Source organism: Streptomyces sp. NPDC014861 (assembly GCF_043081625.1).
In the GTDB taxonomy this organism is placed as follows: Bacteria; Actinomycetota; Actinomycetes; order Streptomycetales; family Streptomycetaceae; genus Streptomyces.
In genome coordinates, this window is sequence record NZ_JBIBWV010000003.1 from 140,042 (window position 1) to 153,305 (window position 13,264).

Sequence of the window (13,264 nt, forward strand, 5' to 3'; positions counted from 1 at the left end):
GGCGACATGCGCGCGACCTGGCGATGGGTCCACTCCGAGCTCCGCACCCATCGGGGCGAAGCCCTCTTCGCCGTCCTCGCCAGCGCCGGAGTCATCGCCTCCCTGCTCCTCTCCGCCGCCCTCCTCAGCTACGCCGTGAACCCCTGGCAGCGCGTCTTCAACCAGTCGCAGGGCGCCCACGTCTGGATCCACGGCCGCGAGGGACACGACGGCTTCGACCCGGAAGCCCTCGCGCCCCTCGCCGCCCTCGACGAGGTCGCCGCCGTCTCCGGACCGTTCGAGACGGCCGCCGCCACCCTGGAGAGCGGCGGGACCCGCGCGGGTGTCGTCCTGCGCGCCGCCGGTACCCGCCCGCCCGGCACCGCCCGCCCCCTCCTCACCGCCGGCCACTGGCTCGCGCCGGGCGCACCTTCCGACCGGATCGTCCTGGAACGCGCCCTCGCCCGCACCCTGTGGGCCGAACCCGGCGAGACCGTCACCGTCACCGTCACCGGCCGGAACGGCCCCACCACCCGCACCCTGTACGTCTCCGGCGTCGCCGAGACCGCCGAACCGCGCTACCGGGCGGGCCGGTCCGACGGCATCGGCTGGATCCTCCCCGACACCCTCGACCGCCTCGCCCCCGCCACCACCGGACAGACCGCGGGGCTGCGCCTCAAGGACCCCGACGACACCGACTACGCCGTCCAGCGCGCCGTCACCCTCCTCGGCGCCGAACGCATCGACCAGGTCACCAAGTGGCAGCAGGCCAAGGCCGAGATCGGCGGCGACGACCGGCTCCTCGGCCAGATCCTCGCCGCCTTCGGCCTCGCCGCCCTGCTCGCCGCGGCCGTCGCCGTGGCCGGCGCCGTCCGGGCCCGGATCAGGGGACAGGCCGGCGACATCGCCGTCCTCAAGGCCGTCGGCTTCACCCCCGGCCAGGTCGTCCGCGGCTTCCTCCTCCAGCACCTGGGCTTCGCCGTCGCCGGCGCGGGACTCGGCACCGCCGCCACCCTGGCCTGCGGGCGGTGGATACCCGGCCGGATCGGCGACGCCGTCGCCCTCTGGCCCCGGATGCCCGGCCACCGCGCCGCCGTCGTCGGCGTACCCGTCGCCGCCGTCCTCCTCATCGCCGCCGCCACCGCGCTCGCCGCCTGGCGCGCCGGCCGCGTCCCCCCGGTCCCCGCCGCCCGCTCGGTCCATCCGGCCGCCCGCCCGCTCTCCGCGTTCGGCCGCCGCGCCCTCGGACTCCGCGTCTCCCCGGTCCTCGTCCTCGGCTGGCGCTCCGCCTTCACCGCACCCGGGCGCGGTCGGGCCCTCGGCTCCACCGCCCGGCTCGCGCTCCCGCTCGCCCTCATCACCGTGGCCCTCGTCGCCTGGACGACCCTGGGCCAGTTCCGTACCGACCCGGCCCGCGTCGGCCGGGCCGCCGCCCTCACCGTCCGCACCGAGCAGCCGCCGCCCGCCGCCGACCTCGCCGCCACCCTGAGGACGGTCCCCGGCGTCGCCGACGCCGTCCCGGGCGCCGAGTTCACCGCCCTCGTCCCCGGCCAGACCGGCACCATCACCCTCCGCGGCCTCGGCATCCGCACCGCGCCCCATCCCCACACCGTCGTCGAGGGCCGGGCGCCCGAAGGCCCCGACGAGGCCGTCGCGGGACAGGGCCTCCTGGACCTCCTCGGCGTACGGGTGGGGGAGTGGGTGCGGATGACGGTCGAGGGCCGCCCGCAGATCCTGCACCTGGTGGGCCGCAGCATCGAACCCGACCACGGCGGCCGGGTCGTCTCCACCACCCTCGACACCCTCCGCGACGGCGCTCCCGGCCTCCGCCCCGCCTTCCACTCCCTCGTCCTGCGCCCGGGCGCCGACCCGCGCGCGGTGGCCGCCGCCGTGGCGGCGGCCGTCCCCGTCCCCGTCGAGGTCCGCGGCACGGCCGACCCGGCGGACGGCGGGGACGCGCCCCGGGGCGTCCTCGCCGCGCTCGTCGCGGTCCTCGCGCTCATCGCCCTCGTCGAACTGCTCACCCTCATCGGCACCGGGGTGCGCGACCGGGTCCGCGACCTGCTCGCGCTCCGGGCCATCGGCCTGACACCCCGCCAGATCGGCGCCGTCGTCGTCACCTCCGCCGCGCTCACCACCCTGGCCGCCGCGCTCCTGGGCGCGTCCGCCGGAGCGGTCGCGGGCCGCTTCCTCGTCGACGCCGAGGCCGCGGCGACCGGCCTCGGAGCCGGCGTGGTCCGGCTCCCGGACCCGGCCTCCCTCACGGCCCTGGTCCTCACCGTCACCGCCACCGGCGCCCTCGCCGCGCTGACCCCGGCCGTCCGCACCGCCCGCCGCCGCCTCGTCGACTCGGCCGGCGAGACGATGTAGTCCGCGGTACGAGGGTGGTGCGGCCCCCGGTCAGGGGCGCAGGATCAGCCGGATCGGGTCGCCGGTCTTCCGCTCCAGGCGCTCCACCGCCTCGGCGGCCCGCGCCAGGGGCAGCTCGCCGCTGATCGACCCGGAGAAGTCCAGCCGGCCGCCCTGGAGGAGGGCGAGCAGCTGCGGCAGGGCGACCGGCATGTCGGAGCCGTAGTGGCCGAGGATCTGCTGCTGGAGGTAGGAGAAGCGGGTGCCGTCGGAGACGGTCAGCGGCTTGTCGGTGAGGCCCACCAGGACCAGGCGGCCCTTGGGCGCGAGGACCGACAGCGCCTGCGCGCGGACGGCCGGCACCCCCGCGAAGTCGAAGGCCGCGGCGAGCCCCGCCCCGCCGGTCGCGGCGCCGATCCGCTCGCGCAGCCGCGGGTCGGCGGGGTCGAGCGCCAGGTCGGCGCCCCGGGCGAGGGCCCGCTCGCGGGCCGTGGGGTTGGGGTCGACCACCACGATCGGGCAGGCGCCGACGGCCCGCAGCAGCTGCACGGCGTGGACGCCGAGCCCGCCGGCGCCCCAGACGCCGACCGCCTCGGCCGGCCGGACGGCGGCGGTGACCGTGATCGCGCCCCAGGGGGTGGAGACCGCGTCCGGGATGATCGCGCCCTGGTCGAAGGGGATCGCGTCGGGCAGACCGGTCAAGGCGTCCTCGGCGGAGAGGGCGTACTCGGCCCAGCCGCCGTCGTAGTCCACGCCCCGGGTGTACGTGACGCCGTCGCGGACCTCGCCCGCGTACAGCACGACCCGCTGCCCCGGCGTCCAGCGGGTGACGCCGGGACCGGTCTCGGCGATGGTGCCCGCCACCTCGTGGCCGAGCGTGACCGTCTCGCCGGGCAGCAGCAGCGGGGTGAGGGTGCCGTCGATCAGATGGACGTCCGAGAGGCAGACACCGGCCGCCTCCACCTTCACCAGCACCTGGCCGGGCCCCGGCTCGGGCTTCGCCACCTCCTCGATCCGCAGGGTGCGGCTGGGGACGTGCAGCCGGGCGGCGAGCATCTGCTCCATGACGTGACCTCCTTGACGCGGGCGGCGACCCGGGGGCCGTGACCCCCTAACGCAAGTCGCCTTGCGATGAACCGTACGTCCGTCCGGCGACGTAAAGCAAGTAGCCCTGCGTTAGGCTCGGGGCATGCCCCCCGACGACCAGCAGCCCGCGCCGCCCCTGCGCCGCCGCGGCGCCCGCATGCGCTCCGCCGTCCTCGCCGCCACCGTGGACGTCCTCACGGAGCACGGCCTCGCCGGAACCACCGTCGGCGCCGTCGCCCGGGCCGCCGGAGTCCACGAGACCTCCGTCTACCGGCGCTGGAAGACCCGCGAGAACCTGATCCTGGAAGCCCTGGCCGAACAGGCCGACGCCGCCGTGCCCCTCCCCGACACCGGCCGCGTCCGCGACGACCTCGTCACCTACTTCAGCGCCCTCGCCCGCCTCCTCGCGACCCCGCAGGGCGAGGCCCTGCTCCGTCTCAGCGCCGAACGCGACGACACCCTGCCGGACCGCCGTCTCGCCTACTGGTCGGACCGCCTCGACCGCGGCACCGTCATGGTCCGCCGGGCCGTCGACCGCGGCGAACTCCCCCCGGACACGGACCCGGCCCTCCTCATCGAGGCCCTCGGCGGCCCGCTCCTCACCCGTGCCCTCATCAGCGGCGCCCCCCTCGACGACGACCTCGCCCCGCGCCTCGTCGACCTCGTCCTCGCCGGCGCCACCGCCCCGAAACCGACTGCCTGAACCGCCACCCCGCCGGTCCACCGCTCCGGCGACCCAGACGCCACCCGCGGCAGGGGAAGCACGCCACGGCCTCGCCTCCGGCGGCCCGCGGACCTCTCCCGGCCGCCTGCGGGGCGGCGACCGCGACCGGCGGTGCGTCGAACGGCCGGAACCCGGGGGAGCTGTGACGATGTGGGTGTTCGTCCTGATTCTCTCCGGGTTCTCCCCGGGGTCCGCGCGTGAAGGAGGAGTGGCCATGTCCGGCCAGTTCGAGGCGACCGTCGACGTCGACCGGCCCGTCGGCGAGGTGTTCGCGTACCTCGCCGACGGACGGAACGATCCGCAGTTCAGCCCCCGCGTGCTCCGGATCGAACGGATCCCCGAGGGGCCGACCGCCGTCGGCACCGTCTTCCGCAGCACCGTCAAGGACGCGGGGATGAAGACCGCGCGCACCTTCCGGATCACCGACTTCGAACCGCCCCGGACCCTGCGCTGGACCGAGGAGTCCAAGAACCTGGTGACGGCGGCCCGAGGCGGTTACGACCTGGAACCGCTTCCGGACGGCGGCACCCGGGTCCGCATCCACAACGTCCTGGAGGGTCACGGCATCGGCAAGCTCCTCGTCGGCCTCGCGCTCGCCGCGGCCCGCAAGGACGCCCCCGCTTTCGGACAGCGCATCAAGACCGCGATCGAAGCGTCCTGAGGGCGGGACGGGAGGCGGACGGGGTGGGGTGAGGGACCGCCAGGGCGCGTCGCAGGCGTCACCCGGGCGGGCGCCCCTTCACCCGCCCGGCCCTCTCAGCCCGCTCCGGCCTCCTCGGCCCGCCCGCCCGCCTCCCGCCGCAGCGTCGTGTGGACCGACCACACCACCGACACCAGCGGCACCGCCACCACCGCTCCGACGATGCCGGCCGCGATCGACCCCGCGACCACCGAGATCGCCACCACCAGCGGGTGGAGCCGTACCGCCCAGCTCATCACCAGGGGATGCAGCACGTGGCCCTCGATCTGGCCGATGACGACGATCAGCGCCACCACGAGCCCCGCCACCAGCGGTCCCTTCGCCGCCAGCGCCACCACGGCCGCCACCGCCAGAGCGATCGGCGACCCGATCAGCGGTACGAACGCCGCGGCGAACTCCAGCAGCGCCAGCGGTACCGCGAGCGGCACGCCGAGCAACCACAGGGCGAACCCGACCAGCACCGCGTTCACGGCCGCGACCAGCACGATCCCGTGCGTGTACCCCGTGAACGTACGCCAGGCGGCCCGCCCGCCGGCCGCCACCCGCCCCCGAGCCGACTCCGGCAGCTGCTCCTGGAACCACGCCCACTGGCGGTCGCCCGAGTGGAGGAAGAACACCGACGCGAACAGCGCCAGGGCGAGCGTCGTCAGGACCGCCACCACGTGGTGCGCGCCGCTGACCGCCTCGCCGATCAGCGCCGAGCGATGGCTGGAGAGGAACTGCCCGATCCGCGCCTGCATGTCCGTCAGGGCCCCGGGGCTCAGGTGGAACGGCGGGGCCTCCAGCCACCGTTCGATGCGGCCGAGACCGTCCCTGAACTCCCGTACCAGCGTGGTGCGCTCGCCCGCGACCGCCTCCCCGACCAGCGCGAGCACGCCCAGGACCAGCGCCAGCCCGCCGAGCAGCGTGAGGGCCACCGCGAAGCCGCGCGGGAGGCCGCGCGCCACGACGTCCGCGACCGGACGCAGCAGGGCGGTGACCACGAGTCCGAGGAAGAGGGCCACCCCGATCTCGTGGAACCGGCCGAGGAGGGCGAACAGGGCGTAGACGAGGAGACCGACGACGAGCAGCCGCCACGCGTACGCGGCGACCGTGCGGAGGAAGGGGGCGACCCGGGGCGACCCCGCTGACTGCGGCTGCATGGCCGACGGCTACCACCACGACGCGGCCCGTCCGGGTGCGCCGCACCGCTTCCGCCCCACCTTCACCCGGCCAGCGGTCGACCAAGATCAATAGTATTGTCCGCAATGTACGACGACATGTGAGGACCGGAGGCTGTCATGAAGGACTTCAAGTACGAGCGCAAGCGCTCGCTCTCCCGGGCGGAGGCCGCCGACCAGCTGTCCTCCCTCGCCGCCGCGCTCCGCGAGGGCGGCGAGGCGGAACTCGTCTGGGGCGGAGGCGTCCTGAACCTCCGGATCCCCGACGACATGCGCGGCGAGGTCGAGCTCTCCGTCGAGGACGGCGAGGTGGAGCTGGAGGTGGAACTCAAGTGGCCCATCGCCGGCGAGGGGAAGCCGACGGCGAAGAAGTCCACGGCGAAGAAGTCGGGGACGGAGAAGTCGGGGACGAAGAAGGCGGCCGCTGGGAAATCGGCGCCCAAGAAGGCGTCCACGGCGAAGAAGACCACAGCCAAGAGGGTGGCCTCGGAGAAGCCGGCGGTCAAGAAGGCCACGGCGAAGAAGGCCACGGCGAAGACGGCCAAGCCCGCCAAGGCGTCCGCCAAGTCGTCCACCTCGGCCAAGCCCGTGAAGAGTCCCGCCAAGCCCGCCAAGCCCGCCAAGGCTCCTGCCAAGTCGGCCAAGTCGGCCAAGTCCGGGAAGGCTCCCGCCAAGCGGTCGTGACGGCCGCGTGAGACGGGAGCCCGGCCGGGTCAGCAGCTGACGGTGCCCCTGCGCAGGGCGTGGCCGCCCGTGTTGGAGTCGTCGGACCAGTGGACGGGCTTGAGACCGGCCACGCACTCGTCGGCGCCCGCGAGGGCGAAGCCCTCGTTGTTGAGGTCGGGCATGCCGGTGGGCCGGGCGTGCACGGCGCTGACGGCGAACGCGCCGGACGCGTCGACCTTCAGCGTGCGGTGCTGTCCGCCGCAGGTGTTGTCGCAGACGGCCCACAGGCGGGACGCCTGAGCCTCCCACTGGACCTCCATCACGCCCGCCATGCCGGTGGCGACCGTGGCGACCCGGGTGAAGGCCCCGGAGTCCTGGAGGACGTACCCGTGGAGCGTCCCGGTCCCCTCCACGCCGACGAAGAAGACGCCGCCGCCGTGGGCGCCGTAGCCGGCCGGGTCGTAGAGCGCGCCCGTCGAGGCATCCTTGAAGCCGGCGCCGGTGAGGGCGGTGTCGGGGATCCAGGTGATCCCCTCGAAGCCGAGGTTGGAGCCGGTCGCCGGCAGGCTCGCGGTGAGGTTCCACTCGCGGCCGGCGGTCAGGGTGGAGCCCGTACCGGCGATGTCGTACCGGAGCACGGAGAGGCGGCTGGTTCCGGAGGCGTCGCCGTTCCGCTCGCTCGCGACGTAGACGCCGCCGGCGGAGCCCGTCCCGGTGACCGTGACGCCCTCGGCGTCGGGGGCGCCGGAACCGCCGGGGAAGCGCAGGGTCTTGCCTGAGGTCCAGCCGCCGGACGTGTCGGGGGTCCAGCCGCCGGAGCCGTCGCGGACCAGCCGCCACAGCTTGCCGCTGTTCTGCGCGGCCCAGAGCACGTTCCCCTCCTGGTGGAGACCGCTCAGGTCGCCGCCGAACACGTTCGCCGAGTCCGCGGTGGCGACCGCCGTACCGCCGGGCCAAGCCGTCGGGCTCGTCCCGCCGCCGGAGCCGCCGCAGGAGTTGGCCGCGCCGAGCGTGACGGCCGCGGCCTTGAACGCGCCGGTGCCGTCGGGGCAGCGTGACCAGGACGGGGAGGAGTGGCTGCTCCAGGAGTGGCTGTCCACGAGGGTGCTGCCGCCGGGGAGGTACAGGCGCGCCTTGTCGTTCGAGCCGAGTCCGAACCTGTCGTGGACGTCGAAGGCGCGGAAGGCGCCCGGGGCCAGCGTCGTACCGGCGGCGATCGTGTACTTCGAGCCGTTGTTGTCGTCCTTGATGATCCAGCCGGAGAGGTCGACCGTCGCCGTGCCCTTGTTGTACAGCTCGACGGAGTCCTCGACGGACCCGGTGGTGACGACCTCGTTGACCCGGATGTCGTCGGCGGGCGCGGCCTGCGCGGGCGCGGCGGTGAGTCCGCCGAGGAGGAGCGCCGGTACGGCGGCGAGGGCGAGGGGCAGCTCGCGGCGTCGGCGGCGTGCGCGGGAAGCGGTCGAAACGGTCACGGAAGTCCGTCCTGGGGGTGGGAGGTGCGGGGATGAAGCGCCACGAGGCTTCCGGTCCCACCCGAACACCACCCCCGTCGCCGGGACTTCCCCCATGAACAACACTCGAAGTCTTCCCGACCCCCGGCCCCCGGCCCCAACCCCCGGCCCCAACCCCCGGCCCCGGTCCCGGTCCCGGTCCCGCGCCGATCCCGGCCCCACACGTCAGCCGCGCAGCGGCACCCGGGCCGTCCGGGGGCGCCTCACGCCTCGTCTGTGTATACCAAAACCGACCCCTCTTGATTTGTTGCGCGCCTCCTTGCCCGCGTTATGTGAACGATGTCCGGCTTCTCGGCTCACTGGAGGGCGGTACCCCTTGTTCCGCATCCTTCACTTGGTATACAAAACGGGGACCCGTGGTCCTTCCGCCCCCGAGGAGCCCCCATGTGTGTCGACGCCCACCAGCCCGTTCCCTCCCGCCTGACCCGGCGGGGTGTCCTCGCCGGTGCCGCCGCGCTCGCCGGTACCGTGGCCGCCGCGGGCACCGCCGCGGCCGTCGCGCCCGGTGCCCCCGAGCCCTCGGGAGCGGCCGGAGCGGCCGGAGCGCCCGCGCGGACCGGGGATCTGGTCATCCGGGGCGGTACGCTCCTCGACCCCGCGACCGGGCATGTCACCGAGGACGCGGTGGTCGTGATCAGGAGCGGCGTCGTCAGCGCCGCCGGCCGGGCCGGCACCGTCCGCGTCCCGGACGGCTCGCCGGTCCTGGACGCGGACGGGCACTGGGTGCTGCCGGGCCTCACGGACGCGCACATTCATCTCAGCACCACCGCCGAGGCCCGCGCCGCGCTCCGCTGCGGGGTGACGAGCGCGCGCTCCGGCTCGACCTCCTTCTACCAGGACATCGCCGTCCGCGAACTCGCCCGGCACAGCCCCGAACTCGCTCCCCGGCTGCGTGCCGCCGGCGTCTTCGTCACCCCGCTGCCCGGTGACACGCTCCTCGCCGACCCGGACCTCACCCCGCTGGTCCGGGCGAAGGACGGCGTACGGTCGGCCGAGGCGCTGCGCCGCATGGTCGACGTCAACGCCGCCCGCGGGGCCGACGTCATCAAGACCAGGGTCAACGAGCGTGCCGGCCTCCCCGACCAGGACCCGCTCACCCAGGTGTACTCGCGCGAGCAGCTGGCCGAGATCGTGGCTGCGGCCCGCCGCCACGGCAAGGGCGTGCTCTGCCACAGCTACAGCGAGAAGGGCTGCCACGACGCCGTCACGGCCGGCGTCCGCTCCCTGGAGCACGGCGTGTTCGTCGGTGAGCGCACGCTCCGCGAGATGCGACGCCGTGACACGTACTTCACCCCGACCCTCACGGCCATCGCCGGCCTCGCGGAGAGCGCCGATCCGGTCCTCGCCGAACGGGGCCGCGCCTTCCTTCCCGTCCTGAAGCGGGCCGTGCGGGCCGCGTACGAGCTCGGTGTCCCGCTCGCCGCCGGCACCGACTCCTCCGGCGGCATCGTCGACCCCGTGGGCCGCGAGGTCGAGCTCATGCACGCCGCCGGCCTGCCGGCGCTCGACGCCCTCCGCACCGCCACCACCGGCGCCGCCCGCCTCCTCGGCCTCGACCGCACGGTGGGGCGCCTCGCCCGCGGATACGCCGGCGACGCCCTGCTCCTCGCGGGCGACCCGCTCGCCGACCTCTCGCTCCTGAAGGCGCCGGTCCGTGTGATCCGCGCGGGCATCCCCGTCTGACCCCTTCCGGCCCTCCGCCTCCCTCTCTTCTCCTCCCGTTCCGGTCCGGGGTCTCTCCCCGGCTGGCCGCGCCCTCTCCCCAAGGAGTTCCCGATGCAGCAGTCCTCGGCCCCCACCGGTGCGGTCTCGCGCCGTTCCATGCTGGCCGGAGCCGCGGCCCTGGCCGGTACGACCGCGGCGGCGGCCGTCACCGCACCCCCGGCCGCCGCCGTCCCGGCCGCCGCGCCCGTCGCTCACGGGGCCGGAGGTACGGCGGACCGCCGGGCGCGTACGGTCGTGTTCCGCGACGTGCGTCCGTTCGGCGGGGCCTCCACCGACCTGGTGGTCGTGGACGGGAAGATCGCGGACGGGCCGGCGCCGCGCGGCGCGAAGGTGGTGCGCGGCGGCGGCCGGATCGCCCTTCCGTCCCTGGTGGACGCCCATATCCACCCCGACAAGACGACGTGGGGCGGACCGTGGGTCTCCCGCCGTCCGGCCGAGACCATCGCCGACTTCGTCGAGCAGGACGTGGAGCTGTTCCGGGCCCAGACCCGCTCGGTGGCGGAGCGCGCGTACGGGCTGATGAGCCACGCCGTCAGCCGCGGGACGCGGGGGATGCGGGCCCACGCCGACGTGGCCCCGGCGTACGGCCTCGCCGGCGTCGAGGGCCTGGCCGAGGCGCGTCGCCGGCTCGTCCACGCGCTGGACGTGCAGATCGTCGCGTTCCCGCAGCACGGGGTGATCCGCACGCCCGGCACGGCCCGGCTGCTGGAGGAAGGCGCCCGCCGGGGCGTCGTCGACATGATCGGCGGCATCGACCCCATCGGCTTCGACCACGCCCTGGACGCGCACCTCGACACGGTCTTCGGGATCGCGGACCGGCACGGCGTCGGTGTGGACATCCACCTGCACGACGGAGGTGACGAGGGCGTACGGGCCATCCGCGGCATCATCGACCGGACCAGGGCCCTCTCCCTGACCGGCAAGGTGACGATCAGTCACGTCTTCTGCCTGCCGGAGCTCTCCGACCGGGACCTGGACGCCCTCGCGGCCGACCTCGCCGACCAGGACATCGCGCTCACCACCGTGGCTCCCTCCCGCGACCTCGTCCTCCCGATCGCCCGCCTGCGCGAGCACGGCGTCCGCGTCGGCCTCGGCTCCGACGGCGTCCGTGACTCCTGGAGCCCGTTCGGAAACGCCGACATGCTCCACCGGGCCCACATCCTCGGCTGGGTCACCGACGTGCGGCTCGACGAGGAGCTGGCGGACTGCTACCGGGCCGCCGCCCACGGCGGCGCGGACGTCATGGGTCTCGCGCACGCCGACCTGACGCCCGGTGCCCCCGCCGACTTCGTCCTGGTGCGGGGCCAAGGGCTGCCGCAGGTCGTGGTCGACATGCCGCAGCGCGACCTCGTCGTGCACGGGGGTGTCGTCGTGGCCCGGGACGGCGAGTTCCTGTCGTGAACGACCGGCGTCGGCCGGGACGGCTCCTGAGCGTCCACGACGGCGGCTGAACGTCCGGCGCCGGCCCGGGTCGGCGCCGGACGTGCCACGACCGGCCGGCTCGGTCCGCGCAAGGTGGCGAACCGGCCATCTCCCGGACCGTCGTAAACGCGGACCACTGCCCCCGTACCGACGGTGCCGGAGCACATGGGAACGCTCCCGCGCCGCCGCGCGGGGCGGGTCGGGGGAGCGGGGGCTGCGGAGCGCGGCCCTCCGCGTCTGAGCTGCAACGGGTCTCTGCAAGTTTCTGATCGGTTTTCCGCCCGGGGTCCGACGGCGGGCCTGCGGGGGTCGGGCGGGAGGCGTGCTCGGGAGGGCCGCTGTGGACGCGCGTAGAGCGGCCGAAAGTTCACCTTGTCCCGCTCCCCGGCGGAGTCGAGGATTCCTCCTGAGCTTGTCAGGTTCATGTCGGCGTACCCAGCCGATCGCACCCCCGCCCGAGCCGCCCACCCAGCGGCCCGCCCCCCATACGGAGGATCCTGTGAACCGATCGACCCGAAGCCGCGGCCTCACCAAGGGCACCCGCCTCCTCGCCGTCCTCGGCGCCTTCGTCGCCGCCACCGCGCTGGCTGCCCCCACCTCTTCCGCCCAGGAGGCCGCCACCCCCCGCGCCACCGCCGGAGCGCTCGCCTCCGCCGGCGAGGCCGTGCTCCAGGCCGACGTCCCCGGCACCGCCTGGTACACCGACCAGGCCACCGGCAAGGTGGTCGTCACCGTCGACACGACCGTCACCCAGGACGAGATCGCCACCCTCCGCAAGGCCGCCGGCGCCAACGCCGCGCACCTGAAGATCGAGCGCACCACCGGCACCTTCGACAAGCTCATCGCCGGCGGGCAGGCCATCTACGCCGGCGGCGGCCGCTGCTCCCTGGGCTTCAACGTCCGCAGCGGCAGCACCTACTACGCCCTCACCGCCGGACACTGCACCGACTCCGCGAGCACCTGGTACACCAACTCCGCCAACACCGCCCTGCTGGGCAGCCGCGCCGGTTCCAGCTTCCCCACCAACGACTACGGCATCATCCGCCACTCCAACGCCTCGGCCGCCGACGGCCGGGTCTACCTCTACAACGGCAGCTACCGGGACATCACCTCCGCCGGCAACGCCTACGTCGGACAGTCCGTCCAGCGCAGCGGCAGCACCACCGGCCTGCGCGGCGGCACCGTCACCGGCCTCAACGCCACCGTCAACTACGGCGGCGGCGACATCGTGTACGGCCTGATCCAGACCAACGTCTGCGCGGAGCCCGGCGACAGCGGCGGCGCCATGTTCTCCGGCACCACCGCCCTCGGCCTCACCTCCGGCGGCAGCGGCAACTGCTCCTCCGGCGGCACCACCTTCTTCCAGCCCGTCACCGAAGCCCTCAGCGCCTACGGCGTCAGCGTCTTCTGACCCTCCCGGCCTCCGGTCGACCCCCGGGTCACGCACCTCGCGAAACCCCCGCGCCCACGCCGTCCCCACGGCGTGGGCGCGCCCCGTTCCGGAATGAACGCGAGCCACCGGGGTACGCGGGCACCGCATCCAACCCACAAGGGAGGAACCAGTCATGGGTCTGGGACTGTGCATCATCCTGATCGCCGTCGGAGCCATCCTCACCTTCGCGACCGACTGGGAGGTCCAGTCGGTCGACCTCGATCTCGTCGGGCTGATCCTGATGGCGGTCGGCATCATCGGCACCCTGGTCTACAGCAGCATCCTGCGCCGCCGCAGGATGGTCGTCCCGCCCGTCGCCCCCACGGTCACCGAGGAGCGGCGCGACGTGCTGTGACCCGCGCCCCGGGGGAATGGCCGCGCGCGGCGCGGGTAGGCGCCGGGACGGCCGCGGCGAACGACGCGGCCGAGACGAAGGAGACGGCCGACGCGGCCGACCCGATCGAGAGACGTCCGGAGGAGAACGATGACCATCCCGCCGCCGAACGA

General features: G+C 74.7%; 11 protein-coding genes. 8 read left to right on the top strand and 3 right to left on the bottom strand.

The window, feature by feature from the left end; all coding sequences use genetic code 11:
- The first annotated feature begins 6 nt into the window (after window positions 1–6).
- Window positions 7–2,349: an FtsX-like permease family protein gene (locus tag ACF1BN_RS07385; protein ID WP_392330612.1), complete on the top strand. Its 2,343-nt coding sequence runs from the start codon at window positions 7–9 to the stop codon at window positions 2,347–2,349.
- A 30-nt stretch (window positions 2,350–2,379) separates the two neighbouring features.
- On the opposite strand, the gene ACF1BN_RS07390 is transcribed toward ACF1BN_RS07385, so the two are convergent.
- Entirely contained in the window at window positions 2,380–3,393 is a 1,014-nt protein-coding gene (locus tag ACF1BN_RS07390; protein WP_392330613.1) for a zinc-binding dehydrogenase, read from the bottom strand.
- A gap of 124 nt (window positions 3,394–3,517) precedes the next feature.
- Between ACF1BN_RS07390 and ACF1BN_RS07395 the strand changes: the two genes are divergently transcribed.
- Both ACF1BN_RS07395 and ACF1BN_RS07400 read left to right on the top strand, forming a co-directional pair.
- Window positions 3,518–4,117, top strand: a complete 600-nt coding sequence (locus ACF1BN_RS07395; RefSeq protein ID WP_392330614.1) for a TetR/AcrR family transcriptional regulator — start codon at window positions 3,518–3,520, stop codon at window positions 4,115–4,117.
- 235 nt (window positions 4,118–4,352) lie between these two features.
- Complete coding sequence (locus ACF1BN_RS07400; protein ID WP_392330615.1) at window positions 4,353–4,799, top strand: SRPBCC family protein; 447 nt, start codon at window positions 4,353–4,355, stop codon at window positions 4,797–4,799.
- Window positions 4,800–4,894: 95 nt separating this feature from the next.
- On the opposite strand, the gene ACF1BN_RS07405 is transcribed toward ACF1BN_RS07400, so the two are convergent.
- Window positions 4,895–5,980 carry an AI-2E family transporter gene (locus ACF1BN_RS07405; protein WP_392330616.1) on the bottom strand — a complete coding sequence of 362 codons (1,086 nt, stop codon included), beginning with the start codon at window positions 5,978–5,980 and terminating at the stop codon, window positions 4,895–4,897.
- A 138-nt stretch (window positions 5,981–6,118) separates the two neighbouring features.
- Here ACF1BN_RS07405 and ACF1BN_RS07410 point away from each other — a divergent pair, with 138 nt between their 5' ends.
- The gene (locus ACF1BN_RS07410) at window positions 6,119–6,682 is read left to right on the top strand and encodes an amphi-Trp domain-containing protein (RefSeq protein ID WP_392330617.1); all 564 of its coding nucleotides are present in this window, start codon (window positions 6,119–6,121) and stop codon (window positions 6,680–6,682) included.
- 29 nt (window positions 6,683–6,711) lie between these two features.
- Here ACF1BN_RS07410 and ACF1BN_RS07415 read toward each other — a convergent pair whose 3' ends face one another.
- On the bottom strand, window positions 6,712–8,139 hold the full coding sequence (locus tag ACF1BN_RS07415) for a lamin tail domain-containing protein (RefSeq protein WP_392330618.1): 1,428 nt from the start codon (window positions 8,137–8,139) through the stop codon (window positions 6,712–6,714).
- A 423-nt stretch (window positions 8,140–8,562) separates the two neighbouring features.
- Here ACF1BN_RS07415 and ACF1BN_RS07420 point away from each other — a divergent pair, with 423 nt between their 5' ends.
- The 4 genes from ACF1BN_RS07420 (at window position 8,563) to ACF1BN_RS07435 (ending at window position 13,112) form a co-directional block, all read left to right on the top strand.
- Window positions 8,563–9,861: an amidohydrolase family protein gene (locus ACF1BN_RS07420; protein ID WP_392330619.1), complete on the top strand. Its 1,299-nt coding sequence runs from the start codon at window positions 8,563–8,565 to the stop codon at window positions 9,859–9,861.
- 93 nt (window positions 9,862–9,954) lie between these two features.
- A complete protein-coding gene (locus tag ACF1BN_RS07425; protein ID WP_392330620.1) occupies window positions 9,955–11,304 on the top strand; it encodes an amidohydrolase in 1,350 nt (449 codons plus the stop codon).
- A gap of 520 nt (window positions 11,305–11,824) precedes the next feature.
- On the top strand, window positions 11,825–12,736 hold the full coding sequence (locus tag ACF1BN_RS07430) for a S1 family peptidase (RefSeq protein WP_392330621.1): 912 nt from the start codon (window positions 11,825–11,827) through the stop codon (window positions 12,734–12,736).
- A 154-nt stretch (window positions 12,737–12,890) separates the two neighbouring features.
- Window positions 12,891–13,112: a DUF6458 family protein gene (locus ACF1BN_RS07435; RefSeq protein ID WP_392330622.1), complete on the top strand. Its 222-nt coding sequence runs from the start codon at window positions 12,891–12,893 to the stop codon at window positions 13,110–13,112.
- The last annotated feature ends 152 nt before the right edge of the window (window positions 13,113–13,264 follow it).

Excerpts from the sequence above, each read along its gene's own strand:
- ACF1BN_RS07435 (WP_392330622.1), top strand. The coding sequence starts at position 12,891 with ATGGGTCTGGGACTGTGCATCATCCTGATCGCCGTCGGAGCCATCCTC.
- ACF1BN_RS07385 (WP_392330612.1), top strand. The coding sequence starts at position 7 with ATGCGCGCGACCTGGCGATGGGTCCACTCCGAGCTCCGCACCCATCGG.
- ACF1BN_RS07395 (WP_392330614.1), top strand. The coding sequence starts at position 3,518 with ATGCCCCCCGACGACCAGCAGCCCGCGCCGCCCCTGCGCCGCCGCGGC.
- ACF1BN_RS07425 (WP_392330620.1), top strand. The coding sequence starts at position 9,955 with ATGCAGCAGTCCTCGGCCCCCACCGGTGCGGTCTCGCGCCGTTCCATG.
- ACF1BN_RS07420 (WP_392330619.1), top strand. The coding sequence starts at position 8,563 with ATGTGTGTCGACGCCCACCAGCCCGTTCCCTCCCGCCTGACCCGGCGG.
- ACF1BN_RS07400 (WP_392330615.1), top strand. The coding sequence starts at position 4,353 with ATGTCCGGCCAGTTCGAGGCGACCGTCGACGTCGACCGGCCCGTCGGC.
- ACF1BN_RS07410 (WP_392330617.1), top strand. The coding sequence starts at position 6,119 with ATGAAGGACTTCAAGTACGAGCGCAAGCGCTCGCTCTCCCGGGCGGAG.
- ACF1BN_RS07405 (WP_392330616.1), bottom strand. The coding sequence starts at position 5,980 with ATGCAGCCGCAGTCAGCGGGGTCGCCCCGGGTCGCCCCCTTCCTCCGC.
- ACF1BN_RS07390 (WP_392330613.1), bottom strand. The coding sequence starts at position 3,393 with ATGGAGCAGATGCTCGCCGCCCGGCTGCACGTCCCCAGCCGCACCCTG.